The organism is Streptomyces sp. NPDC052107, from assembly GCF_040680215.1.
Lineage (GTDB): Bacteria > Actinomycetota > Actinomycetes > Streptomycetales > Streptomycetaceae > Streptomyces.
In genome coordinates, this window is the sequence record NZ_JBFAWG010000020.1 from 60,675 (window position 1) to 84,897 (window position 24,223).

Sequence of the window (24,223 nt, forward strand, 5' to 3'; positions counted from 1 at the left end):
GCACGGAAGGACACGCGTGGACGAGATCGACCGGGCCATTCTGCGCGAGCTGCAGACCGACGGCCGTATCGCCTACGCCGACCTCGGCCCAAAGGTCGGCCTGTCCGCCTCGGCGGCGCGGCAGCGGCTGCAACGCCTGCTGGACTCCAAGGCCGTCCAGGTGGTCGGGGTCACCGACCCGATGGCCATGGGCGGACAGACCATGGCCCTGCTCGGGATCGGCGTCGACGGCGACCCCCGCGCCGTCGCCGACGCCCTCGCCGAACGCCAGGAGGTCGTCTACTCGGTGCTGACCTCGGGCGGATTCGATCTGTTCGCCGAGGTGGTCGCCCCAGGCCCGAAGGCCCTGCTGGACTTCGTCAACGACGTGGTACGACCCCTGGAAGGTGTCCGCGAGGTCCAGTCCTTTCCGTACTTCGGCATCCACACCCACCGCTTCCTGTGGGACGTGGGCTGACGGGCGGGGCGGTCAGGCGGCCGGGGGCGCGGGCGCCAGCACCAGCATGGTGACGTCGTCCCGGACCTCGTAGTCCTGCCGCACCAGCTCCGTCCACACAGCCCCGGGCAGCTCGGCGGACGCCGTGCCGTTCAGGGCGGCGAGCCGCGCGGGCAGCGGATAGAAGGCGTCGTCGGCGTCCCGAGCCTCCCAGACCCCGTCGGAGGCCAGGAAGAGCCGGTCGCGCGGCCCGAGCGTCACGGTGACCTCCTTCGGCGGGCCGATGCCGACCAGCCCGATCCCCAGCGGCGGTCCCGGCACGACCGTCAGCTCCAGGGCGTCCTCCTCGTGCAGCAGCACGGGCGCCGGATGACCGCAGGTCACCACGCGCACGGCCCGCCCGTCGGGGGAGAACTCCAGCAGCACCGCCGTGGCGAACAGCTCCGGATGCCGCACGGCCGCCGAATCCACCGCCAGCCTGCGGTCCATCCGTGCGGCGACCGACTCCAGGTCCGGCTCGTCCAGCACCGCCTCGCGGAACGCGCCCAGCAACGACACCACCGTCGAGACCGCCGACAGGCCGTGCCCCTGCACGTCCCCCATCACCGCGCGCACGCCGTACGGCCCGTCCCGTACGTCGAAGAAGTCCCCGCCCACCAGCGTCCCGTCCTGCGCGGCCCGGTAGAAGCCCGCGCAGCCCACGTTCCCGACCCGCTCCGGCAGCAGCGGCATCACGGCTCGCTGCACGGCCTCGCCGATGGCCCGCTCCGTGTCCAGCTGGGCGTCCCGGCGGCTGCGCACATAGGACACGAACACACTCAGGACGGCCACGAACACGATCGTGAGCAGATCGGTGTTGCCGGGGCGGTTGAGATGGGTGGCCGGGACGTTCAGCACCGCGACCACCCCGGCGCCGAGGAATGCGGTGGCCAGCGGGCCGTACGACAGGACGGCCAGCGGTGGAATCGCGCCCAGCACGAAACCGGCGTCCCGCGCGGCGGGAGTGATCACCGTGGCCGCGGTGACGCCCGCGAGCAGCAGCACGGGCAGCGTCCGTACCCACCACGGCGGTGGCGCGCCCCGCAACCAGCCGCGAATTTCAAACTCCCGATGCGACGACCCGTCGCGCACCGATGCCACATCCCCAAGCTACGCCGCCCTCCGCGCCCGGGCCTCCCGCCGGGGATGCCCGGTCCGCGCAGGTCCACGCCGACGGGAGAGCACCAGGGGCGGCGGACGTCCCGGGCGCCGTCGGCGAAAAGCGATGGACGGCCCGTGCGCGGCCCGGATAGCCTCAGTCGGCACGCCCGAGACGGACGGAAGGAGGCGAGCGTCATGGCCACTGTCATCCCGCGCTCCCACCTCCCCGTCACCCGGGTGTGCCACGCCTGACCGGGAGCGCGTCCCCGCAGCCGCAGTGCGGCACGCCTCCCGGAGGAATCCATGACCACCCTGGTCATCCGCGCGCTCGACGCGAGCACCGCGCACCTTTTCGACACCATGCCCGACCCGCTGGCCTTCCGTGACAAGCACTGGAACACCCGCTACCGCCCCGACTGGCAGCGCATCGCCGTACGCGACGGCCGCACCGTGGCCCGGGCCGCCTGGTGGGGCCGGGCCGATGACCCCGAACCGCTCGTGATCAACTGGTTCGACGTGGCCGAGGGCGAGGAGGAGGCCGGAGCCGAACTCCTGCGGACGGCGCCCTGGCACACCGACGAACTGGAACTCGACCTGCCCTCCGGCTGGCGCGACGACCCGGAACTGCGCGCCGCCGTCGACCTCCGGGCCGCCGCCGCACGCGCGGCCGGCTACGCACCGCTGGTGGAGCGCTTCCTGTACCGCTGGACCCCGGGCCGGGGCCTGCCGGAGCGCCCCGGCCGCCTCGCCTTCGCCGCCGAGCCGGACGACGCCGTGTTCTACGACCTGCTGCGCCGCATCCACTCGGTCACCCTCGACGCCCACGCCCGCCGGGCCGCTGCACAGGGCGGGCCGGACCTGGCCGCACAGCAGGAACTGGACGTCTTCCACTGGTTTCCGTCCCCGCGCGCCTGGTGGCAGGTCGCCCACACCCCCGAGGGCGAGCCGGTCGGCATCCACATCCCCGCGCGCAATCCCTCCGGACCCTGCGTCGGCTTCATCGGCGTCGTGCCGGAACAACGTGGCCACGGTTACGCCTACGACCTGCTCACCGAGTGCACCCACTTCCTGGCAGCCCAGGGCGCCGACTTCATCGCCGCCGCCACCGACCGGACCAACTTCCCCATGGCCGCACACTTCACCAAGGCGGGCTATCCCGTCGTACGGGAGCGCATCAACTTCTGGGCCGATGGCGTTGTCAGTGCCGGGTGACATGCTGGGCGTGGGTGGTGATCGGCAGGGCAACAGGAGTCCGGCCGTCAACGGCCGCCCGGTGACAGGAGATTGGATGACCACGTTACGACCCACACTCATAGACGCCGCCGACGGACTCGCCGCGAACGCCGCCGTCGACGCGGACTCCTGGTGGCTCAGCGCCAGGCTGCACGACCGCGAGAAGGTCTTCTGGGTGAAGATCCACGCGATGGAGATGAACGGCGCCTGTCTCAGCACGGTCGCGCTGCTCCGGGAACCGGACGGCCACACCGCCGACAAGCACGCGATCGAGACCAAGGACTGCGTGACGGTTTCCGCGGACTCACTCGACGTGAAGACGTCGGTCCTGAGCCTGAGCGGGGACCTGGACGAGCTGGAGATGTCCGGTGTCACCGACACCGCCTCGATTCGGCTCAGCCTTCGGCGCGAGGGTCCCGTGCTCTACAACGGCGGCGCCGGTGTGTTCCCCTTCTTCGGCGGGACGACGGGGCAGTACGCGCTGCCCGGCCTGACCACGTCGGGAACCATCACCGTGGAGGGAACCACGCACCAGGTCGGCGGACGCACCTGGTTCGACCGCCAGTGGGTTTCCGGGGCCACCGAGGTACCGCGGTTCACCTGGCTCGGGCTCGACCTCGGCGCGGGCCGGTATCTGAGCGTCTGGGACGCGGCGGGAGACGGCACCTCCTGGCTCACCGAGCTCAAGCCCGACGGCTCACACCTGATCACCCAGGCAAGGCGAACCGGCCGGGACGGGCAGTGGGTGCTGACCGTTCCGAGCCTTGACGCGTCCCTCGACATCACCCATCGCGGGCTCTTCGCCACGCAAGGCGCCTACACGGGTGCATGCCGGGTGACCGGCACGTTCGCGGGAGAGGACATCGCCGGGCACGGTTTCACGGACGTCATCGGCTACTGAGGTGCTGGGGTTCGGGGTTCCCCGTTCGGGGGCTCTGGGGTTCTGGGCTCGGGGTGAGCCGGAGCGGTCCGGCTCACCCCGAGCGCCGGCATCGACGGCCGGCGGCGCGTGTCCGCCGGCCCCGGTCGCCGGTCACCGGTCAGTCGGCCGGGCCCAGGTCCCTGCCGTCCGTCAGGCGGGCCTGCGCTGTCGCCAGGATCTCGGTGACGCGGAGGCCGAACGCGGCGTCGCAGGCATGGGGACGGCCCGTGCGCACGGCCGTGAGCAGGGCGTCGGTGGCCCGGGAGAGCGCGGGGACCGCTCCTTCGGAACTCCCCGGCATCAGCGTCACGCCCGCCTCGCCGCGCAGTTCGACATCGGCTCCGGCCGCCGCCGGCGGCGCCGTCAGGCTCAGCGTGAGGCTGCTCGACGCGCCGGTGGCATGGTCGAGGACCAGATGCACGGTGTCCGCCGGACCGTGCGCCGCCGCCATGACCTGCCGTACGTCGCCGAGGACCGGCAGCAGTACCGACAGGGCGTGCGGACCGACGTCCCACAGCGCGCCCTTCTCCCGCCGCCACGGCGAGGCCGCGAACGGGCTGTCGGAGGTGAACACGGCCCCCAGCCACTGCGCGCGGGCCGTGAACCAGCCTGCCACGGCCGCCTGTTCCTCGATCCAGGCGTCCGGCTCCTTCTGGAAGCGCGCGGTGAAGAAGACCACCGAGGCCACCCCGGCCCGCTCGACCGCGGCCACCACGGCCCGCCCCTCGGCCGCCGACACCGCGAGCGGCTTGTCCAGCAGCAGATGACGGCCCGCCCGGGCCGCACGCACCGCCAACTCGGCCTGCACGGACGGTGGCAGGGCCACGGCGACGGCGTCCACGCCGGCGAGCAGCGCGTCCACGTCGTCGTACGCGGGGACGTCGTACTGCGCGGCCAGCGCCGTGGCGGCCTCCGGCCGGCGGCCCCACACCCCGGCGAACTCCACACCGGGGTGCCCGGCGAGGGCGGGGGCGTACGCCGCCTGGGCCCACGGGCCCGTCCCCAGCAGTCCGATACGCATGTGGCGTTCCTTTCTCCGAGCCGATCCCCGCACCTTCAAGAGCCTGCGCTCCGGTCGCCCTCCGCACACCTGTCGTCCGGATCCCCGTCCGCGGCGAGCCACTTGGCGATGGTGGCGGCGATGGGCTGACCTGTGTCCATCTCGACGAAACCGAACTGACCCGACTGGTTGCACTCCAGGAACCACCAGATCCCGTCGGCGTCCTCGGCGAAGTCGAATGCGCCGTAGGCCAGTTCCGCGCCCCTCATGTACCGCCGTACGCCCTCGGCGACGCGCGGGGGCACGTCCGCCGGGAGCCAGGGGGAGACCGACGGGGCGAAGCGGACGTCCACGTCGTCGGGGTGGGCGTCCGGGTCGGCGGGCTTGCGCGCGGCCAGCAGCGTGTCGCCGACGACGGTGAGCCGGATGTCGGCCCGTTTGGCGATCCGTCGCTGCAGCAGCGTCGGACCGAAGGCCACCGCCGAGAAATCGGTGTCCGGTGCGACCCTGCTGGTCGGCACCGCACGCGGCGGCTCCTGTGGATGCGCGCCGGACACCGGCTTGACCACCAGATCCGGGAACCGCTCCGCGAACTCGCGGGCCGCCTGCGGGAACGTGGTGATCAGCGTGGCCGGCACGGCGAGGCCGCTGCTCTGGGCGAGATGCAGTTGCCAGGGCTTGTGGCGGGCGCGGCGGGCCGCGTCCGGATGGTTCATCCAGCGCGCGTCGATCGTGCGCAGAATGCCGTACAGCGCCTGCGACGACTCCTCCGTCAGCCAGGCGGACGGCTGGGCGGCGCGGGCGGCGGCGTCGCCCGGCCTGCGCACCCAGACGGAGCGCAGGCCGCCCATGCTCACCAGGCGCCCGCCGACGGACAGATGTCCACGGCAGGCGCCCCGCACGTACTCGCCCGACAGCGCCACCCCGTTGGTCAGATCGGCGGGGTCGAGCCGGACGACGGGCACACCGGCCTCGCCCAGCCGGAGGACCACCATGTCCGCCGTCACGTCCTCTTCACTGGTCAGGATGAGCACGGTCATCTTCCAAGGCCCGCGTTCAGTCGTCGAAGTGCGTCTTGGAACCGGCCGTCGAGGTCGTGGTCCCCAGAGCTCTCAGGGTCGCGTGGTCGGTGGCGGCGATCCGCCCGTCCGGGAGAACGTTCAACTGCAGTCCGGAGTCGTACGCATACGGAGTGGTGACGTCCAACTGCACAGCGGGGCGCGCGTAGTTGAGCGTGAACGGTTGCATGGTCTCTCCCTGATTCGGCTTTCACGTCCTTATACGAATCGAACGGGTGGTTGGTTTCCTCACGCTGAGTAACCACGGGTCGGAGGGGGTGCCCGACGGGCACCGCAGGGACGGCGTGCCTGCATGGCCGATGACGCCGGAGAAGCCCAGGACGTTGCGCTTCCGCAAGGGAAAGGGATCGGTCACCCCGCGAGCGACAGCGCGCTCCGCGCCACCGTCAAAGCCTGATCGGCGTACCCGCGTCCGAACAGCACGGCGTGGACCAGCAGCGGGAAAAGCTGGTGCACGCCCACGCGGTCGCGCCGCCCGGGCGCGAGCGGTGCCGTCTCCTCGTACCCCGCGAGCACCCGGTCGAGATGGGGGCAGCCGAAGAGCTGGAGCATCGCCAGGTCCGTCTCCCGGTGACCGCCGTGCGCGGCCGGGTCGATGAGCCGGACGTCGCCGTCGGCGCCCCACAGCACGTTCCCGCTCCACAGGTCGCCGTGCAGGCGCGCGGGCGGCTCGGCCGGTCCCGCCAGATCCGGCAGGCGCGCGCAGACCCGCTCGAACACGGCCGCCTCGTCCGGGCGGAGCGTGCCACGGTCGACCGCGCCGCGCACATACGGCAGCACGCGGTGCTCGGCGTACCAGCCGGGCCAGTCGTCGCCCGGCACGTTGCGCATGGGTGCGAGGCCGATGAACGCGTCCTCGGGGCCGCCGGGTGGCGGAGCTCCGAAATCCGAAGCACCCGCGGCGTGCAGGGCGGCCAGGGCCTGGCCGAAATGATGCGCCGCCTCCGGGTCGGGCCGCCCGGTCGGTACCCGCTCCGTCACCATCCAGCGTTCGTCGTGACCGAGCACCGCCGGCACCCGGACCGCGCCCGCCGCGGCCAGCCAGCGCAGCCCGGCCACCTCCGCGCGTACGGCCCCGGGAGCGTCACCCCGCTTGACCATCACCGATGCGCCGTCGTCCAGCGTCACCTCGGCCGGCGACCCGGAGACCGCCCGTGCGCCGGTGACCGGGCGTCCGGTGAACCGGGACGCCACCTGTCCCGGATCCTCGCGATCCTCGTCCCGGTCGACCACGCCCCCAGCGTATGCCCCGCAACAGGAGCCTGCAGCGGCCGACTTCGAGCATTGCTACGACTGTTTTCAGTCAAACCCAGGCGGTAACTACCCGTGTTGAATCCGTACGGCTAGCGTGAGGGCGCCGCGTCGCCACACCAGGGGCACAGGGCCCCGACCGGGACTAGCGCGCGGCGGAGGATTTCCCCTTGACCACAGCATCCGTGCTGATGGCCGACGTCTTCGAAGTCCAGCCGTACACCTCCCACTGCGAAGTCATCCTGGGCGAGGGCGCGCACGCCGTGATCGGTGTGTCCCCGGGCAACAGCTATTTCTCCGCCCGCCGCCTGCACGACCTCGCCCGCTGGGGACTGGACCACTTCGACAAGGTCGACTTCGTCTACACCGACCTGTACGTCGCCGAGATGTACGAGGCGTCCGGCTATCCACCGGACGAGGCCCGGCGCAAGGCGGTGAAGAACCTGCGCGGTGTGCGCGCCAAGGTCCGTGACGCGGTGACGGCGGCCGACCCGGAGGGCCTGCGGCTGGACTGGCAGCCGATGTCCGAGTTCCGCACCAACCCCGCCTACCAGGACATCCACCGGCAGCTCAAGGCGCGCCTGGCCTCCGACGGAGCCTTCCGGGCTGTCTGCGACGCCCTGGTGAATCGTTTCCTCAGTGCGCGAGGCGAGACGCCGACCGAGGGGCAGCGGGCCGTGTGCCTGGAGTACGTGTGCGCCGAGGCGCCGCTGTTCCTGGACACCCCCGCCATCCTCAAGGTGCCCTCCTCGCTCAACTGCTACCACCAACTGCTGCCGATGGCCGAGCTGTTGTACTCCCGTGGCGCCGGCCTGCGCGCCTCCCGCAACCAGGGCCACGCCATCGTCACCCCCGTCGCCCTCGAAGGAACCGCCGCATGACCACCGCTCCCGGCGCCCGCGCCGACCACCCGCCCCTGCTCGACTTCCCGTTCTCCTGGGACGGCACCAAGGTTCCCGCCGAGGTGGAGGACCTGCGCGCCTCCACCCCCGTACGGCGCGTGCGGACCATCGCCGGCGACGAGGCCTGGCTGGTGTCCTCGTACGACCTGTGCGCTCAGGTCCTGAAGGACGACCGGTTCTCGCTGAAGGACACCTCCGCCCCCGGAGTTCCCCGGCAGTACGCGCTCACGATCCCGCCCGAGATCGTGAACAACATGGGCAACATCACCGGGGCCGGGCTGCGCCGGGCGGTGCTGAAGGCGCTCAACCCGAAGTCGCCGGGCCTGACGGAGTGGCTGCGTGGGGAGGCGCACCGGCTGGTGGACCGGATGGTGGCCGACGGCCCCACGGCGGACCTGCGCGGCGCGTTCAGCGAGCCGTACTCGGCGGGCATGCACTGCCGCATCCTGGGCATCCCGCAGACCGAGGCCCCGGCCTTTCTGCGCAGCCTCGACATCGCCTTCATGAACTCGCCGTGCCCGATCACCGGCGCGCAGATCAACTGGGACCGGGACATCGCCCGGATGACGGCCCTGCTCGACGACCCCGCGACCCACGGCCTGATGGGCGAACTCGCCGCGCTGCGCGACGACCCGGACTACGCCCACCTCACGGACGAGATGCTGGCCACCGTCGGCGTCACCATGTTCGGGGCGGGCGTCATCTCCACCTCCGGCTTCCTGTCGATGGCCCTGGTCCACCTGCTCACCCATCCCATCGCCCGTGACCTCCTGCGCGATCGTCCGGACCTGATCGGTCCCGGCGTGGAGGAGTTGCTGCGGGTCAACCTGTCCATCGGCGACGCCCTGCCCCGCCTCGCTCTGGAGGACGTCCGGCTGGGCGATGTGGACATACGCCGGGGGGAACTCGTCCTGGTACTGGTGGAGGGCGCCAACCTCGACCCCGAGAAGTTCCCCGACCCGCACCGCTTCGACGTCCACCGCGACAACACCGCCGACCACCTCTCCTTCGGCGGCGGCGCCCACTACTGTCCCGCGACCGCCCTCGGCCGCGCCCACGCCCGGATCGCCCTGGAGGTCCTCCTCGACCGCCTCCCGGACCTCGCGCTCGCCGTACCCCCCGGCCAACTGGTCTGGCGCACGGGCTTCATGAAGCGAATCCCCGAACGGCTACCGGCGACCTGGTAACCATCGCCACCGGACCGCCCGTACGGCACCCCCGACCCGACATTCCGGGCGGGGGCGCCGACGGGTCCGCCGGAGAGCGGGTGGCGGTCTGTGGGGGGTTACCCCTAAGGCTGGTTTCTGACGGGCTCGACCGACCGGAGGGCGGGCGGGGGTGTGTGAGGCTCGCCCCGGACCTGGTTTCCGGCGGGTTTGGCTGGAAAGGGCGGGCGGTGGTCGTTGGCGTACGACCCCGACGACAAGCCCTGACGGGCCGGTCTGCCTGCGGTCGCCGATCGGGTCGGTTGCGCGCGCCGGGCTGTCGCCGGTGGGTGTGGCCTGAGGCCGGGCGGCGGCCGACGGGGTAGCCCCCTGGTGCGGTCCTGACGGACCAGCCAGAGCGCGGTCACCGACAGGATTGGGTTGCGCCCCGGACCATCGTGCCGACAGGCCTGACCGGAGGCCGGGCGGTGGGCGACCGGGTGCGAGCCTCGGGGCGGTTCGCGACGGGCAGACCGGGGCTCCGTCAGTGGCCGGCCGGGTGCTTGCCCCGGGTCAGGCCCACCGGATTGCCCGGAGGCAGGAGCCCCGACGTCTCGACCATGCGGGCCAGCGGGTCCAGCAGGTCGGCGAGGCGTCTCGTGCGGTCGGTGCCGAGGGTGGTCCAGGGTCCTTCGGCCGCCGCGTCCGTCAGCGCCTCCACCTCCGCGCGCACGGCCGCGCCGGCCGGAGTGAGGGACCCGTCGCGTCCGAGCAGGCCCTGCTCCCGCAGGCGTGCCCCGGCCGCATCCCAGTCCGCCTGCTCCCACTTGCGCGTCTCCCGCAGGAACGCACCGTCGGATTCGCCGGCGGCCGCCTTGAGCACCATGGCCTCGACCGGCCCGAGTCCCTGACTCTCCAGCACCGCGACGTGCGCGTCGCCCCGGTGCTCGCGCAGCGTCGTCAGGCCCTGCCACAGCCGTGCGGTAGGGCGGTCCGGGTGCTCCAGTGCCTGGTTGGCGGCGGCCAGTACCCGCCCAGTGGTGTCCGCCGCCGCGGCGGCCTCCCAGGCGAGGTCGGCGGCCTCGGCGAACTCGGCCGACCCGACGGTGTCCGGTCCGAACAGGCCGGTCATCGCCGCGTCCAGGGCGTCCTGGCGGGCGGCCAGCACCTCGGCGGGAGTCGCGTACGTCCAGGCGTCCGGCAGGGCCCGGGCCACGCGGGAGGAGTGGAAGACGTAGAAACAGCTCGTCACGACGGACGGAGGGACCTCGCCGAGCGGTGCGGCGCGCAGCGCGAAGTACCCCATCCAGAATCCGCGCATCCCGAGAGCGTCCGCCGCCCGGTGCACCTCTGGTGCGAAGTACACGAGATCGTGCACCGGTTCGTACCGCTCCCACAGGACCCTCGCCATCGCGTCCGCCACCGCTTCCTCCCACCGCGTCGACCTGTCGTGCCGTCGGCACCAGACTGCGTTATGACGACGGTCATAACAAGAGGGGCGGGGCGTCCCTAGCCCGGTCCGGCCGGATCTCGGCTGAGGCCGGACGCGGCGATGGCGTTGCCGATCAGTTCGGTGAACCGCACGGCCCGGCCGGGGCCCGTCGTCAGACAGAGGGGCACGCTGGCGGCGCCGTCCGGCACCCGAAGGGTGGTGATCGTGCCCTGCGCGGCGATCCTGCCGATCCGGCCGGAGCTGTCGGCGCACCGGATTAGGCCGTCGGGCCCGCGCGTGATTCCGCTCGGTCCGTCCGGCGGCGTTCTCCGTGAACCACACGGCCCGGTCCGGCCCGGACGGGATGCTGTCGACGGCGGTGGTGACCGGATACTCCGTCACGGTTGCCGCCTTCGGCGCGGGCCGGCGCGGCGACGGCGGTGACGCGGATCAGCGCGCCCAGCACCCGCCGCGCACAGCCGAAGGGCTCGTGATCCGGGCTGGACGGTCTCGGGCACGGGTGCCCCTTCTCGGCGGGCGGGTCGCTCGGGTGCCGCCGGAATTGATGGCGTGTCGGATTCAGGCCAGGAGTGCCCACACGGCCGTACGACCCGATCGGTCCGGTGGGAGTACGTCGCTCGGGTGGGGCCCGGCCGCCGACCGCGGGTCAGGAAGCGGTCGCCACGTGCGCCGTGAGCGCCCCCGGGGCCGGCCGGACCTCTTCCGGCCGCCGCGCGCAGCCCATCGCGACCGGCGCGAGGAGCCCCGTAACCGCGAACAGGGCACCCACGACGTACCGGCCCGGCCGTCCCCAGCCGATGCAGAGCGGGCGCGAAGGACACCTCGAAGTCCGCGGCGGAATGCCACAACTCCCCGACGGTGTGCACCACCACGGCGACGACGAGCACCACGGCCGCCACCCGGCCAGGTGACCCCCGCCGACAGGGGGATCAGCGCCCAGGCGGCCAGGAAGGCGAGCCCCGCCCGGCGACAGGCCCGTCCGCCGGCCGCAGGGGGGGCGACGCCGCGCCCGGCCCGCACCTGGAAGGCGACCACCATGACGGTGCCGGTCGGCATGGTGCCGGGGCTCATCCGGTGCGGCGCGGACGTGGCGCCGCCCCCGGGTGAGGGCGGCGGGACGCGCCGGGTGATTCGCCCGGACGGAGGGCCGCGGAGGCGTGATCGCTGGGACAGACGGGTGGCGAGGTGACTCGGCTGGGTGGCCCGAATGGTGTGGACTTGCGTACTCGCTGACGGTGGTTCATGTCGAGGACGGGTCTATCCAGCTGATGACGGATCCGCTGCCCGGTCACGACGGAAGGACATCGCTATGCGTTCTGCCCGCATGATTCTGGCCACGGCGGCCGCTGCCGCCGCACTGGCCTTCGGCGCGCCCGGCGCCGCCTTCGCCGCTCCGGCGGATGACGACGGGGGCCGAGACGACTCCTCTTACAGCCAGGGCCACGACCAGGGCTCCGACGAGGACCACGGTCGCGATCAAGACGATGATCACGGCGACGACGACGGCAGGGGCCGTGGACACGACGAGCCGCGCGGTGGAATCCACACAGGTGGCGGAGCACTGGCCTCGGTGCGCGCTGACGACTGGGGCTCGGGTGGCGACGGCGGCGGCTGGGGCGGCGGCCGGGATGGCGGTGGTGACGGCGGCGGCTGGGGCGGCGGTGGTGACGGCGGTGGTGACGGCGGCGGCTGGGACGGCGGTGGTGACGGCGGTGGTGACGGCGGCTGGGGCGGCGGTCGTGGCGGCGACCACGGCGGGCCGCACGGTGGCATGCACACCGGCGGCGGCGCGCTCGCGACTCCGGGTGTCACTACGGGCGGCCTGGCCGTGCTGGCCGTGGGCGCGGGCGGCATGTACCTGCTGCGCCGCAAGAAGGCCGGCGAGCCGGCGTCCTGACCGAACGCCTCCTCCCAGAGGCTGCGGCCGCCGCCGGCGGCCCATCGCGTCGGCGGCCCGCACCTGCGAGCTTTCCTCCACGTCTGTACGCACACCGTCCCCTCGTGCAGGCGCCACGGTACGTCCCTCCCCGCGCGCCCGGAAACGTTCCGGCGCCCTTGTCCAGATCCCCGTGCTGCCGTGCCCGAGTGAGGTGGTGTCCGATGGCAGCAGATCCCTCCTCCCCGACCTCCGCGAAACCGCAGGAGGGCGGGGAGAGTTCCGGCGGTGGCGGGCGGCTGACGCTGCTGGGCGTGGCGATCGTCCTCCTGGCCGTCAGCGTGTTCGGCGGCAACCACACCTCGGACGACTCGCCGCAGGCGTCCCGTACCGCGGGTGCGGGTGCCGCCGCCCCGGCAGATCCGCACCAGGCAGACCCGCGGCAGGTCGATCCGCGGCAGGTCGATCCGCGGCAGGTCGATCCGCGGCAGGCCGATCCGCGGCAGCCCGCTCCGGAGCAGGTCGATCCGCAGCAGGCCGACCCGCAGCAGCCCGGCACGGAGCTGCCCAGGTCCACGCCGACCCGTCTGCGCATCCCGAAGATCGCCGTAGACGCCCCCTTCACCACCCTGACCATCGGCACCTCGGGGCAGCTGAACCCGCCACCGGCGGGCGACACCAACCTCGTCGGCTGGTACGCCAAGGGCGCCTCGCCCGGAGAGAAGGGCACCGCGATCATCGCCGGGCACGTCGACACGAAGACCTCCGCGGCCGTCTTCGCCCGCCTGGACCAGCTGAAGCGCGGCGACCACTTCACCGTGGAGCGCGCCGACGGACGCGACGCCGAATTCGTCGTGGACGACCAGGAGACGTTCGCCAAGGACGACTTCCCCAGCAAGCGGGTCTACGCCGACGCCCGGCGCCCCGAGGTGCGGCTGATCACCTGCGCGGGGGCGTACGACCACAAGGCCAAGGACTACACCGACAACCTCGTGATCTTCGCCCACCTGGTGTGAGCCGGACCGTACGGATCAGGCGACGCCGTCCGCCAGAAGGCCGCCCGGCCCGAACGCCAGCGCCGCGAACCGCTCGCCGATCCGGCGGTGCGCGGCGGCGTCCGGGTGGAGGTCGTCCGGCAGCGGCAGTTCGCCGAAGTCGGCCTCTCCGTACAGCTCGCGGCCGTCGAGGTAGTGCAGCCGCGGGTCCTTTGCGGCCCGGTCGCGCACGATCCGGGCCAGTTCCTGCCGGATGACTCCCAGGGTGAGTTTTCCGCTCGCCTTCTCCGCCGGGTCGCCGGCGGCCCGGAACCGCAGCCGCCCCTCGCTCAGGGCGGAGAAGTCCGGGAGGCTGGGGCCCGGCGTGTCCTCGTGGATGGGACACAGGATCGGCGAGACGACGAGCAGCGGCGTGTCGGGGTGCCCGTCGCGGATGGTGTCGAGGAAGCCGTGGACGGCGGGACCGAACGCGCGCAGCCGCATCAGATCCGCGTTGACCACGTTGATGCCGAGCTTGACGCTGATCAGGTCGGCCGGCGTGTCGCGCAGTGCGCGCGCGGTGAACGGGTCCAGCAGGGCGCTGCCGCCCAGCCCGAGATTGATCAGCTCCGCCCCGCCGATGGACGCGGCGAGCGCCGGCCAGGTGCTGGTCGGGCTCGCGGCGTCCGAGCCGTGGCTGATGGAACTGCCGTGATGCAGCCACACCTTGCCGCCGTGGTGCGGTACGGGTGCCACGGGCGCGTCGGTGCGCAGGGCGACGAGTTCGGTCGTCTCGTTGTGCGGCAGCCAGATCTCCACGACCTTGAGGGTGTCGGGCAGCGCGGAGAAGCGGACGGTCCCGACCGGGCCCGGCCGGTGCTCGGCCGTACCGGCGGTCATGTCGATGGCGAGCGTGTTGCCGCCGGCGACCCGGCCGCTGCCGGCCGGACGTCCGTCGACGAGCAGGTCGTACACGCCGTCCGGGCGTGGCGGTGCGCCGACGTAGACCCGCTTGGTCGGCAGGGTGTCCAGTTCGACGGTGGTCGCGCGGGTGCGGAAGACCAGTCGTACGCCGGAGGGCTGGGACTCCGCCATGGCCAGCTGTGGGTCGGCGCACTGCGCGCGGGCGCGGGCCGGCAGCCGGTGCGGCAGCAGGCCCTGGGCGGTGCGTTCCAGATCGAGGGCGCCGCGCACGAGTTCAGGGGTGAGCGGGGTGGTGTGCATGGTGTGGGCCTGCGTTTCCAGGGGTCAGGGGATGGGCCAGTTGCGCAGCAGGGAATCGAGGGCGTCGAGAATCCGTGTCCATGACTCCTGCGAGTCGGGGGCGCTGTGGCTGAATCCGCCGGCCGTCTCCAGGCTGACGTAGCCGTGGAAGACGCTGCCGAGGAGCCGGACCGCGTGGGTCTGGTCGGGCTCGGCGAGGTCGTAACCGCGCAGGATCGCCCGGGTCAACTGCGTGTGCCGGGGGCCGGCACTCGAGGCGGCCGTCTCGGGGTCGAGCGGGTGCCGGGCCGCCGCGTAGCGGCCGGGGTGCCGGTGGGCGTAGTCGCGGTACACATCGGCGAAGGCGGCGAGGGCATCCTTGCCGGACCGGCCGGCGAGCGCGTCCGCGGCGCGGTCGGCCAGCTCCTCCAGGGCGAGCAGCGCGATCCGCGTCTTCAGGTCCTGGGAGTTCTTCAGGTGCGAGTACAGACTCGCGACCTTGACGTCGAACCGCCGGGCCAGCGCCGACACGGTCACCTGGTCGAAGCCGACCTCGTCGGCGAGTTCCGCGCCCGCACGGACCAGACGCTCGGTGGTCAACCCTGCGCGCACCATGATGTTTCCCTCCTTTTCCATAACCGATTATGGAGCTTCCTAAAGGCCTTAGGCAAATGGAGGGGTGATGAAGGGATCAGTCGCCCGTCGACTCGCGGATGACCAGCGAGAAGGGTCCGACGAACTCCTCCTTCTCCGCCGGTGGCCCCGCACTGCCCAGCCGCGCGACGAGCAGGGCGACGGCCCGCTCCGCCATCAGGTCGTGATCCGGATCCACCGTGGACAGCGAGGGGACGAGGAACGCGCTCTCGTCGACGTTGTCGAAACCGATCACCTTGACCTGCTCCGGCACCCGCACCCCCGCATCCGCGAGACCGCGCAGCACGCCCATCGCCACGGTGTCCGTCACACAGAACACGCCGTCGAAGTCCAGCCCGCCCGCCACCATCGCCCGCGCCTGCCGGGCCCCCGCCTCCATGGTGAGCGCGGGCACGCTCCGCACGAGCTCCGGATCCTCGGGCAGACCGGCGGCGGCCAGCGCCTGCCGGTAGCCGGTGTGCCGCAGGCTCGACACGTCGACCTCGTGCCGCGGTTCCCCGCACACGGCGGCCACCCGCCGGCAGCCCCGCTCGATCAGATGCCGGGTGGCCGCAGCCGACGCCTCGACGTTGGGCATCGCGACATGGTCCACCGGCCCGCCGAAGATCCGCTCGCCGAGGATCACCACCGGGTGCTCCACTTCGAGCGCCTCGACGTCGGCCGGGCCCATCCCGACGGTGCTGAGGATCAGCCCGTCGTAGAGCCGGTTGCGGGACTGGGACAGCGCCGCCAGCTCGTTCTCCCGGCGGGCCCCGGTCTGCTCGATGCTCACCCGCAGCCCATGCCGGCCCGCCGCGGCGATGATGGCCTCGGCCAGCCGGCCGTAGTACGGGCGGTTCACCTCGGGCACCGCGAGGCCGATGGTGCCGGTACGGCCCTTGCGGAGGTTGCGGGCCGCCACGTTGACCCGGTAGTCGAGCCGCGCCATCGCCGTGAGGACGCGCTCGCGGGTGGCGGGACGGACGTTGGGGTGGTCGTTGATGACGTTGGAGACGGTCATCGCCGACACGCCGGCCGCCTTCGCCACGTCCTGGATCGTCGCCACGCTCACTCCTGCCCGGTGTCCTCCGAGGAAGGACGCACGCCGTCCTCCGCAAGACGATAGAGCGCGGCCCCATGGGCGGGCAGGTCGACCGCCAGGCACCGGCCGTCGTGCGCCACGCCGGCACGGGTCCACAGTTCCCGGACGCGATCGGCCGGGCGGGCGCCGATCGAGCCGAGCGGCACCTGGTACCGGCGGGGCCCGTCCGCCAGGGAGAACACGGCGGCGTAACGGGTACGTCCGTCGGTGTCGTCGGCGGCCCACAGCACCAGGTCGCCCTCGCGCAGCACCTCTCGGCTGCCGGTGCTGTGCATGAGGACGGCCAGCGCCTCGTCGTTGGCTAGGAGTCCGATGGTTTCCGGCGGGCTGGTCGGCAGGTCGCCGCCCATCATCAGCGGGGAACGGGAGATCAGCCACAGGGTGAGCAGACTGATCTGCTCGGGCCGGGTGAGCCGGGAGAGCCGGTCCGCACCGCGTTCGGCGCGGATGCCGATACGGCCGAGCGGCAGCATGTCGGCGTCCGCCCAGCCGCCCTCGCCCTGCCAGGGCGCCCATCGTGCCATCCGGGCGAACTGGGCCTCGACGTCCTCCCATCTGTCCCACAGGTCGTCGCAGACCCGCCACATCGTGGCGTGCTCCCGCAGATGGTCCAGCCGGGCGAGGGACACGTCGGTGCCGGGGGACAGGCTCAGCTCGATCGGCCGGCCGCTGCGCTCGATCGCCCGCGCGTAGGCGGCGATCTCCCGCTCGTGGTACGGGAAGAGCATGTCGTCGGCCTTGACGAAGTCCACGCCCCACGCCGCGAACTGGGCGACCTGGGAGTCGTAGTAGGCCTGGGTGCCCGGGTGGGCGTGGTCCAGGCCGAAGTTGTCGGAGTTCCAGGGGCAGACCGAGCCGGTGTCGGCGATCTCGTCGGCCGTGAACTCCGTGCCGGCGACGGGCAGTCGGGCCGCGACGGCCCGGCGCGGTACGCCCCGCATGATGTGCAGCCCGAAACGCAGCCCGAGGTCGTGCACCCGCCGGGCCAGCGGGGCGAAGCCGGCCCCGCCGGCGGCGGAGGGGAACCGGTTCGGCGCGGGGAGCTGACGGCCGTACGCGTCCAGGACCAGCGGCGCGTCCTCGTTGTAGCCGTGGGCACGGGCCGTGGGCTCGTACCACTGGATGTCCACCACCACCGTGTCCCAGCCGTGCGGGAGCAGGTGGTCCCGCAGGAACGCCGCATTGGCGAGCACCTCCTCCTCGGTGACGGTCGTGCCGTAGCAGTCCCAGCTGTTCCAGCCCATCGGGGGACGCAGTCGCCGGTCGGGAAGGGGTCGGTCCACGGTCGCCTCCGGTCAGTTCGCCACGGTCGTGGGCGCCTGGACGGTCACGAAGGAGTGCGGCGGCAGGGTCAGCGCCAGTCCCCGGTCCGTGACCCGGACGCCGTCGCCGTCGAAGGTGCGCGGGGCCACCGACTCGGGTGTCCGCGGGGTGTTGTGCGCCTGGAGCCTGTCGGCGGTGAGGATCCGGGCCCGTGCCTCGCCGATCCGGCCGCCGCGCAGGTCCAGCGTCACCCCGGCGGGCTCTTCGGCGTCCAGGTTGCTCAGCGAGACCAGGAGCGTGCCGTCCTTGACGCTGGCCGAGACGGACACCGTCTCCAGCTCGGCGTCCCCGACCCGGCGCCGTGCGCCGTCCGCGCGCAGATGGACCGGGAGCGAAGTGGCGTCCTGGTGGCCCTTGTTCATCTCGAAGACGTGGTACGTCGGGGTCAGCACCAGCGCGTCCCCGTCGGTGAGCAGCATGGCCTGCAGGACGTTGACGGTCTGCGCGATGTTCGCCATCACCAGCCGGGCGGCGTGCCGGTGGAAGATGTCGAAGTGGGTGCTCGCGACGAGCGCGTCACGCAGGGTGTTCTGCTGGAACAGGAAACCGGGGTTGGTGCCGGGCTCGACGTCCCACCAGGTGCCCCACTCGTCCAGTACGAGGCCGACGGTGCGCCGGGGGTCGTAGCAGTCCATGACGGTGGAGTGACCGCTGAGTATGCGGTCGACGCGCCGGGCCGAGACCATCGTGCGGTAGTAGTCCTCGGTGTCGAAGACCGTGGCGCTGCCCTTGGCCTCCCAGGGCCCGGCCAGCGTGTAGTAGTGGACGGACAGGGCCTGGTAGTAGGTGCGCGGAGCGGCCTCGCAGCCGATGCAGTTGATCTGCCGCATCAGCGTCTCGGTCCACTTGTAGTCGTCGTCGGAGGCGCCCGAGGCGATCCGGTACAGCTTGTTGTCGCCGTGGTCGCGGCAGTACGTCGCGTACTGGCGGGCGAGGTCCGCGAAGTACTCGGCGCGCATGTTGCCGCCACAGCCCCAGGTCTCGTTGCCGATGCCCCAGAACCTCACCCGCCACGGCTCCTCGCGCCCGTTGGCCCTGCGCAGCCGCACCATCGGGCTGTCGCCGTCCCGGGTGAGGTACTCGACCCACTCGCTCATCTCGCGAACGGTGCCGCTGCCCACGTTGCCGCTGATGTACGGCTCCGCGCCGAGCAGCTCGCACAGCGCCATGAACTCATGGGTGCCGAAGTGGTTGTTCTCCTCCACGTCGCCCCAGTGGGTGTTGACCATCCGGGGGCGTTCCCCGCGCGGTCCGATGCCGTCCCTCCAGTGGTACTCGTCGGCGAAACAGCCGCCCGGCCAGCGCAGGTTGGGGATGCGCAGGGCGCGCAGCGCCTCGACCGCGTCCAGGCGGATACCGCCCTCGTTCGGAATCGGGGAGTCCTCGCCGACCCAGAACCCGCCGTAGACGCAGCGTCCGAGATGCTCGGCGAAGTGTCCGTACAGGTGACGGCTGATCTTCGGACCCTCGATGTCGAGGTTGATGATCGCGGTGGCGGTAGGCACGGACGTACTCCGATCCAAGATCGTTCGTATGGTTTTGTATCGATAAAAATTTGCATCGGGACGCGGGAGCGTCAAGGGGGCGGCGAGGAGGTGTCGACGCGGGCCGAAATTGACTCGCAAACGGCGGGAACCGGGACCTACTCTCCCCGGCATGGCAAAGGCACCCGTTCTCACACGCCGGGCGGACGACTTCCCGCGCTGGTACCAGGACCTGATCACCAAGGCGGAGCTGGCCGACAACGGCCCGGTGCGCGGCACCATGGTCATCCGACCGTACGGGTACGGCCTGTGGGAGCGGATGCAGCAGGAGATGGACACCCGGATCAAGGCCACCGGCACCCAGAACGCGTACCTCCCACTGCTCATCCCGGAGTCGTATCTGACGAGGGAGGCCGAGCACGTCGAGGGCTTCGCGCCCGAGCTCGCGGTCGTCACTCATGCGGGCGGCAAGGAGCTGGAGGAGCCCGTCGTGGTCCGCCCCACCTCCGAGACGATCGTCAACGAGTACTTCGCCAAGTGGGTGCAGAGCTACCGCGATCTGCCCCTGCTGATCAACCAGTGGGCGAACGTGGTGCGTTGGGAGCTGCGCCCGCGGCTGTTCCTGCGCACGACCGAGTTCCTGTGGCAGGAGGGCCACACCGCGCACGCCACGTACGAGGAGGCGCGCGCCTTCGCGGCCCGCGTCCAGAGAGAGGTCTACGGCGCGTTCCTGCGGGACGTCCTCGCCATGGACTTCGTCTCCGGACGCAAGACGGCCCGGGAACGGTTCGCCGGAGCGATCAACACCCTCACCCTCGAGAGCATGATGGGCGACGGCAAGGCCCTCCAGATGGTCACCAGCCACGAGCTGGGCCAGAACTTCGCCAAGCCCTTCCGCACCCAGTTCGTGACGCAGGACGGCCGGCAGGAGTACGTATGGCAGACCTCCTGGGGCTCCACCACCCGCATGATCGGCGCGCTGGTGATGACGCACGGCGACGACGACGGGCTGCGCGTCCCGCCCCGGCTGGCCGCGGTCCAGGCGGTGGTCCTCGCCGTCAAGGGCGACGAGGAGGTGCTGGCCGGCGTCCGCGCTGTCGGCGAGCGCCTGAGGGAGGCGGGCGTACGCGTCCACGTCGACGACCGCACGGACGTGCCGTTCGGCCGGCGCGCCGTCGACTGGGAGCTGAAGGGCGTGCCCGTACGGATCGAGGTGGGACCCCGCGACCTGGAGCACGGCACCGCCGTGCTGGTCCGCCGGATCCAGGGCACCAAGGAGGCGGTCGCGACCGAGGCACTGTCCGCGCTCCTGCCCGGGGTGCTGGAGGACGACCAGGCGCTGCTGCTGGAGCAGTCCCGCCGGCGCCGCGAGGGCCGCACGGTCGAGGTGACCACCGTCGAGGAGGCCGCGGAGGCCGCCGCCACCGGCTGGGCCCGCATCCCCTGGGCCACGCTGGGCCCGGACGGCGAGGCGAGGCTCGCCGATCGGGGCGTGTCGGTGCGGTGCCTGCTCGCAGCGGACGGTTCCGTGCCGGAGAGCGAGGACCAGCCGGGGAACGTGGCGGTGGTGGCACGGGCTTACTGACGGGAGCGGGGCGTCCTCGGACAGCTTCGGTGTGCTCGTCCGCGTGGAGGGGGCGGGCTCGTCCGCGTGGAGGGGACGCGGGTGGTAGCAGTGGTGTTCCTCGCACAGCCCGAATCCGCAGACGGTACGGCCGTCGCGCGCGTACAGGACGGTGGTGGGCGGGTGCTCCGAGTTGTAGTGGTAGTGGACGGCTTCCACACCGTCGCGTGAGACCTCCTCCAGTCGGTCGAGGTAGGGGCCGTATGTGATGGCGAACGCCCAGCCGGCGTGCTCGCCGACGCCACGGCACTGTCCGGCCCGTGGTCGGGGCAGGCGTCGACACAAAGGTCGGCCATCTCGGCGTCGGTCATCGGTTCCGCCCTGGCCCCGTGCGGCGCACCCATGCGAAGCGCCAGTTCCTCTGGGTCGATGCCGCGGACGAAGTGCACACCAACATCCACCCGGAACTCGAAGTCGCGCCGACCATCCACTGAATACCGTCGTCCACGTCGCCCTCCCCTTCGGAAACGAACGGGCCCCTGCCCGTTGGTGACGACCTCAGGACGGCGCACTGACATCTCAGTCGTTCCCTCAACTCGTCAGCACGGTGGCCGCCAGTCCGCGTCCGGCTTTGGCCGGGCCGCCAGTGCCGGAGTCGGCCGACGACCGCGGCGTTCGCACATACCCACTTTTTTGTGCGTACTTGGCAGCCGCCACTCGGCCGGGAGAGGCTGTTTCCCGAGGTCAGGGGCCAGGACGTCGACGTGAGAGGAGGTGGCGGTGGTGGTGCGTCAGGGCGCCGTTCCATGTTCCCGCAGTCGCTCCAGGCGGCGGTGTCCCCAGTCGGACACGGGGCCGAGGGCGTCGGACAGGTCACGGCCGAAGCCGGTCAGCGTGTACACGGTCTTCGGTGGCAGCACGTCGTACACCTCCCGATGCACCAGGCCGTCCTCCTCCATCTCGCGCAGCGCCTGAGTCAGCACCTTCTCGCTCAACCCCGTTAGCCGGCGCCGCAGTTCGGCGGGCCGGTGCGGGCCGGACTCCAGCAGCCACAGCAACGACGTCTTCCACTTGCCGTCGATCACGGCGATCGCGGCGGTCACGCCACAGACGTTCGGATCCTGAGCGCGGCTGCGTGTCATCGGCGTCCTCTGCTGCTCCCCGTCAGGCCGTACGGCCACATTCCCTTGCTTTTACAGGAGTTGAAACATGTCCACGTCCACGAATCTTCCTTCCGTCACCGTCCTCGGTCTCGGCCCGATGGGCCGCTCGCTCGCCGGTGCCTTCCTGAGAGCGGGGCTGCGGACCACGCTCTGGAACCGCACACCGGGCAAGGACCGGGAGTTGACCGAACAGGGAGCAGCCGGCGCCGGATCGGTCGAGGAGGCCGTGGCGGCCGGTGACCTGACCGTGGTCTGCGTGGTGAACTACGACGCGGTCGACGCCCTGCTGCGGCCCGAGTCCGTCACCCGGGCACTCAAGGGCCGTACCGTCGTGAACCTGACCGCCGACACCCCGGGCCGAGCCCGCGACACGGCTCACTGGGCGGCCGCCCACGGCATCCGCTACCTGGACGGCGCGATCATGACCCCCGCGCCCAGCATCGGCACACCCGAGGCCGTCTTCCTGCACAGTGGACCGCGGGCGGTGTACGCGGAGCACCGGCCCGTGCTGGAGGCGCTGGGCGGCACCCACACCCACCTCGGCGACGAGATCGGACGCGCCGCCACCTTCGACATCGCGCTGCTCGACCTCTTCTGGACGGCGATGGCCGGCTATGCGCACGCCGTGGCGATCGCCCGGGCCGAGGGCGTCACCGCCAGGGAGCTCGCACCCTTCGCACAGGGCATCGACGCGATCCTGCCTCCGCTCTTCGCCGAGTTCGCCCGGGACGCCGACGACGGCTCCTACTCCGGCGCGATCAACCCCCTCACCTCGGCCGCCTCCAGCATGGCCCACGTCATCGGCGTCTCCGAGGCCCACGGCATCGACGCGGGCGTGATGCGCGCCGTGGAAGGCATGGCCCGGCGCACCATCGGCCTCGGCCACGGCACGGACGGGTTCATCCGAGTTGCGGAGGTGCTGGGCCGGCACTGATGAGCTGTGGTTCGGGTCGGGGCCGGGGGAGGGCCGGCACTGCGGCGGACCGGGCAGGCGGACCTACCAGGCTCGTCCAATCCAGCAGCCCCCTCCGCACCAGACGATTCGAACAGGGGACCATCGGCGCGCCCGCAGGGCTGTGGCTCGGGCTCGACGTCCTCGGGCTGCCGCTGAACCCCACCGCGGCGTGCCCGTACGGCCGGACGGGCCCGCGCGGTCGCGGGGTTGCTCAGGCCTCACGTGCGAGAGGCAAGCCCGGTTCTGCAACCCGGCGGGCACAGGTCGGCGGACCTGCGACTTGTGCCTGGCGCGGCACAGTGCGACGCTTCCGTCCGCCGGTCGCGACCACGGCCGGCGGTGGCTGTGAGCACTGGTTTTACCGGGAGAGGCGGACGGATCTCCCGGGGCCGGCCGGGGACGGAAACGGGGAGTGGAGCGATGGAGCTGGAGCTGCGGCACCTGCGGGTGCTGTGCGCGATCGCCGACGCCGGCAGTGTGGGTCGCGCCGCGGCACAGCTCGGGTACTCGCAGCCCGCCGTGAGCACCCAGCTGCGGCGCATCGAGCGCCATCTCGGCGAGCCGCTGTTCGAGCGCGGCACGAGCGGAGTGCGGCCCACCCGCTACGGCGCCGAGGTCGTCGCCCAGGCCCGTGACGTGCTGACCCGCGCCGATGCCATCGGTCACCGCCCGGCAGCCGCGCGGGCCCGCCGTACCCTGCGCGTGGCGGCGACCAACTCGCCCATGCTGTCCGGCACGGTCTCCCGTGTCCGCACCCGGCTGCCGGAGGTGTCCCTCGCCGTCACCAGCGTCTACGCCTCCTCGCGGATCGTGGAACTGCTGGAGGAGGGCGCGGTGGACGCGGCCATCGCCGCCGACTATCCGGGCATGGAGCTGCGCCACACCAGCGCGGTGCGGCACCGCGGGATCGTCACCGAGCCGACGTTCGTGGCGCTGCCCTCCCGGCACCGGCTGCGGCAGTGCGCCCAGGTCCAGCTCGCCGACCTGGCCGAGGACGCGTGGTTCGTGACCCCGGACGACGGCGCCGGCTGGCCCGGGGTGTTCTACGACGCCTGTGCGGCGGCCGGGTTCACACCGGTCACCGTGCACGAGTTCCTCGGCGACCAGACCCAGCTGCAGAGCATGATCGCCGACGGCCTGGGCGTGTCGCTCGTACAGCCGACGCTCCGGCCGATCCCGCATGTCGTGGTCAAGCCGTTGGTCGGTGCCCCGCTGTGGTGCCGTTATGTGCTGGCCTGGCGGCCCGACACCGTCACCGAGGAGGTCGTGGAGGCGCTGTCCCAGTCCGCGACCGCCGCCTACCACGACCTCGTGGCCCAGGCACCCCATCTGCGGGCGTGGGCCTCGCGCACCTGGAGCGCCACCGGGGCGTAGCGCGGGTCAAC

General features: G+C 72.2%; 24 protein-coding genes. 11 read left to right on the forward strand and 13 right to left on the reverse strand.

Annotated features, from left to right (window positions below):
- Positions 1–16 precede the first annotated feature (16 nt).
- Positions 17–457 (forward strand): Lrp/AsnC family transcriptional regulator, encoded by a 441-nt coding sequence (locus AB0M27_RS22815; RefSeq protein ID WP_365723699.1) that lies wholly within the window; start codon positions 17–19, stop codon positions 455–457.
- 12 nt (positions 458–469) lie between these two features.
- Here AB0M27_RS22815 and AB0M27_RS22820 read toward each other — a convergent pair whose 3' ends face one another.
- Positions 470–1,486 carry a PP2C family protein-serine/threonine phosphatase gene (locus tag AB0M27_RS22820; protein ID WP_365723755.1) on the reverse strand — a complete coding sequence of 339 codons (1,017 nt, stop codon included), beginning with the start codon at positions 1,484–1,486 and terminating at the stop codon, positions 470–472.
- A 393-nt stretch (positions 1,487–1,879) separates the two neighbouring features.
- Here AB0M27_RS22820 and AB0M27_RS22825 point away from each other — a divergent pair, with 393 nt between their 5' ends.
- Complete coding sequence (locus AB0M27_RS22825) at positions 1,880–2,788, forward strand: GNAT family N-acetyltransferase (protein WP_365723700.1); 909 nt, start codon at positions 1,880–1,882, stop codon at positions 2,786–2,788.
- 76 nt (positions 2,789–2,864) lie between these two features.
- Positions 2,865–3,710 (forward strand): lipocalin-like domain-containing protein, encoded by an 846-nt coding sequence (locus AB0M27_RS22830; RefSeq protein WP_365723701.1) that lies wholly within the window; start codon positions 2,865–2,867, stop codon positions 3,708–3,710.
- A 139-nt stretch (positions 3,711–3,849) separates the two neighbouring features.
- Here the strand turns inward: AB0M27_RS22830 and AB0M27_RS22835 are convergent, their stop codons facing one another.
- The 4 genes from AB0M27_RS22835 to AB0M27_RS22850 all read right to left on the reverse strand — a co-directional run bounded on the left by AB0M27_RS22835 (position 3,850) and on the right by AB0M27_RS22850 (position 7,004).
- Positions 3,850–4,752, reverse strand: coding sequence for a Gfo/Idh/MocA family oxidoreductase (locus AB0M27_RS22835; RefSeq protein WP_365723702.1), 903 nt, complete (start codon positions 4,750–4,752; stop codon positions 3,850–3,852).
- A 35-nt stretch (positions 4,753–4,787) separates the two neighbouring features.
- Complete coding sequence (gene tgmB / locus AB0M27_RS22840; RefSeq protein WP_365723703.1) at positions 4,788–5,771, reverse strand: ATP-grasp ribosomal peptide maturase; 984 nt, start codon at positions 5,769–5,771, stop codon at positions 4,788–4,790.
- A gap of 16 nt (positions 5,772–5,787) precedes the next feature.
- Complete coding sequence (gene tgmA / locus AB0M27_RS22845; RefSeq protein WP_020938095.1) at positions 5,788–5,979, reverse strand: putative ATP-grasp-modified RiPP; 192 nt, start codon at positions 5,977–5,979, stop codon at positions 5,788–5,790.
- A 182-nt stretch (positions 5,980–6,161) separates the two neighbouring features.
- Positions 6,162–7,004, reverse strand: a complete 843-nt coding sequence (locus tag AB0M27_RS22850) for a fructosamine kinase family protein (protein ID WP_365723756.1) — start codon at positions 7,002–7,004, stop codon at positions 6,162–6,164.
- Positions 7,005–7,231: 227 nt separating this feature from the next.
- On the opposite strand from AB0M27_RS22850, the gene AB0M27_RS22855 reads away from it, so the two are divergent.
- The gene (locus AB0M27_RS22855; RefSeq protein ID WP_365723705.1) at positions 7,232–7,942 is read left to right on the forward strand and encodes a tRNA-dependent cyclodipeptide synthase; all 711 of its coding nucleotides are present in this window, start codon (positions 7,232–7,234) and stop codon (positions 7,940–7,942) included.
- Positions 7,939–9,150 (forward strand): cytochrome P450, encoded by a 1,212-nt coding sequence (locus AB0M27_RS22860; protein ID WP_365723706.1) that lies wholly within the window; start codon positions 7,939–7,941, stop codon positions 9,148–9,150. Before AB0M27_RS22855 ends, AB0M27_RS22860 begins: the two co-directional genes overlap by 4 nt.
- A 502-nt stretch (positions 9,151–9,652) precedes the next feature.
- On the opposite strand, the gene AB0M27_RS22865 is transcribed toward AB0M27_RS22860, so the two are convergent.
- Positions 9,653–10,531 carry a hypothetical protein gene (locus AB0M27_RS22865; protein ID WP_365723707.1) on the reverse strand — a complete coding sequence of 293 codons (879 nt, stop codon included), beginning with the start codon at positions 10,529–10,531 and terminating at the stop codon, positions 9,653–9,655.
- A gap of 86 nt (positions 10,532–10,617) precedes the next feature.
- Positions 10,618–10,749, reverse strand: coding sequence for a hypothetical protein (locus tag AB0M27_RS22870; RefSeq protein ID WP_365723708.1), 132 nt, complete (start codon positions 10,747–10,749; stop codon positions 10,618–10,620).
- Between the two features lie 1,121 nt (positions 10,750–11,870).
- Between AB0M27_RS22870 and AB0M27_RS22875 the strand changes: the two genes are divergently transcribed.
- Both AB0M27_RS22875 and AB0M27_RS22880 read left to right on the forward strand, forming a co-directional pair.
- On the forward strand, positions 11,871–12,458 hold the full coding sequence (locus AB0M27_RS22875) for a hypothetical protein (protein WP_365723709.1): 588 nt from the start codon (positions 11,871–11,873) through the stop codon (positions 12,456–12,458).
- A gap of 278 nt (positions 12,459–12,736) precedes the next feature.
- A complete protein-coding gene (locus AB0M27_RS22880) occupies positions 12,737–13,453 on the forward strand; it encodes a class F sortase (RefSeq protein ID WP_365723757.1) in 717 nt (238 codons plus the stop codon).
- A 15-nt stretch (positions 13,454–13,468) separates the two neighbouring features.
- Here AB0M27_RS22880 and AB0M27_RS22885 read toward each other — a convergent pair whose 3' ends face one another.
- The 5 genes from AB0M27_RS22885 to AB0M27_RS22905 form a co-directional block, all read right to left on the reverse strand.
- On the reverse strand, positions 13,469–14,635 hold the full coding sequence (locus tag AB0M27_RS22885) for a GDSL-type esterase/lipase family protein (protein WP_365723710.1): 1,167 nt from the start codon (positions 14,633–14,635) through the stop codon (positions 13,469–13,471).
- Between the two features lie 24 nt (positions 14,636–14,659).
- The gene (locus tag AB0M27_RS22890) at positions 14,660–15,229 is read right to left on the reverse strand and encodes a WHG domain-containing protein (protein ID WP_365723711.1); all 570 of its coding nucleotides are present in this window, start codon (positions 15,227–15,229) and stop codon (positions 14,660–14,662) included.
- 76 nt (positions 15,230–15,305) lie between these two features.
- Positions 15,306–16,313, reverse strand: a complete 1,008-nt coding sequence (locus AB0M27_RS22895; RefSeq protein WP_365723712.1) for a LacI family DNA-binding transcriptional regulator — start codon at positions 16,311–16,313, stop codon at positions 15,306–15,308.
- A gap of 2 nt (positions 16,314–16,315) precedes the next feature.
- A complete protein-coding gene (locus AB0M27_RS22900) occupies positions 16,316–17,632 on the reverse strand; it encodes a glycoside hydrolase family 27 protein (protein ID WP_365723713.1) in 1,317 nt (438 codons plus the stop codon).
- Positions 17,633–17,644: 12 nt separating this feature from the next.
- Complete coding sequence (locus tag AB0M27_RS22905) at positions 17,645–19,177, reverse strand: alpha-L-arabinofuranosidase C-terminal domain-containing protein (protein WP_365723714.1); 1,533 nt, start codon at positions 19,175–19,177, stop codon at positions 17,645–17,647.
- A gap of 151 nt (positions 19,178–19,328) precedes the next feature.
- Between AB0M27_RS22905 and proS the strand changes: the two genes are divergently transcribed.
- Together proS and AB0M27_RS22915 are read left to right on the forward strand one after the other, a co-directional pair.
- Positions 19,329–20,741: a proline--tRNA ligase gene (gene proS, locus AB0M27_RS22910; protein WP_365723715.1), complete on the forward strand. Its 1,413-nt coding sequence runs from the start codon at positions 19,329–19,331 to the stop codon at positions 20,739–20,741.
- Positions 20,742–21,040: 299 nt separating this feature from the next.
- Complete coding sequence (locus AB0M27_RS22915; protein WP_365723716.1) at positions 21,041–21,214, forward strand: hypothetical protein; 174 nt, start codon at positions 21,041–21,043, stop codon at positions 21,212–21,214.
- A 297-nt stretch (positions 21,215–21,511) separates the two neighbouring features.
- Here AB0M27_RS22915 and AB0M27_RS22920 read toward each other — a convergent pair whose 3' ends face one another.
- Positions 21,512–21,862, reverse strand: coding sequence for a helix-turn-helix domain-containing protein (locus AB0M27_RS22920; protein WP_365723717.1), 351 nt, complete (start codon positions 21,860–21,862; stop codon positions 21,512–21,514).
- 67 nt (positions 21,863–21,929) lie between these two features.
- Between AB0M27_RS22920 and AB0M27_RS22925 the strand changes: the two genes are divergently transcribed.
- Positions 21,930–22,817: an NAD(P)-binding domain-containing protein gene (locus tag AB0M27_RS22925; protein WP_365723718.1), complete on the forward strand. Its 888-nt coding sequence runs from the start codon at positions 21,930–21,932 to the stop codon at positions 22,815–22,817.
- Positions 22,818–23,258: 441 nt separating this feature from the next.
- The gene (locus AB0M27_RS22930) at positions 23,259–24,212 is read left to right on the forward strand and encodes a LysR family transcriptional regulator (protein WP_365723719.1); all 954 of its coding nucleotides are present in this window, start codon (positions 23,259–23,261) and stop codon (positions 24,210–24,212) included.
- Positions 24,213–24,223 lie beyond the last annotated feature (11 nt).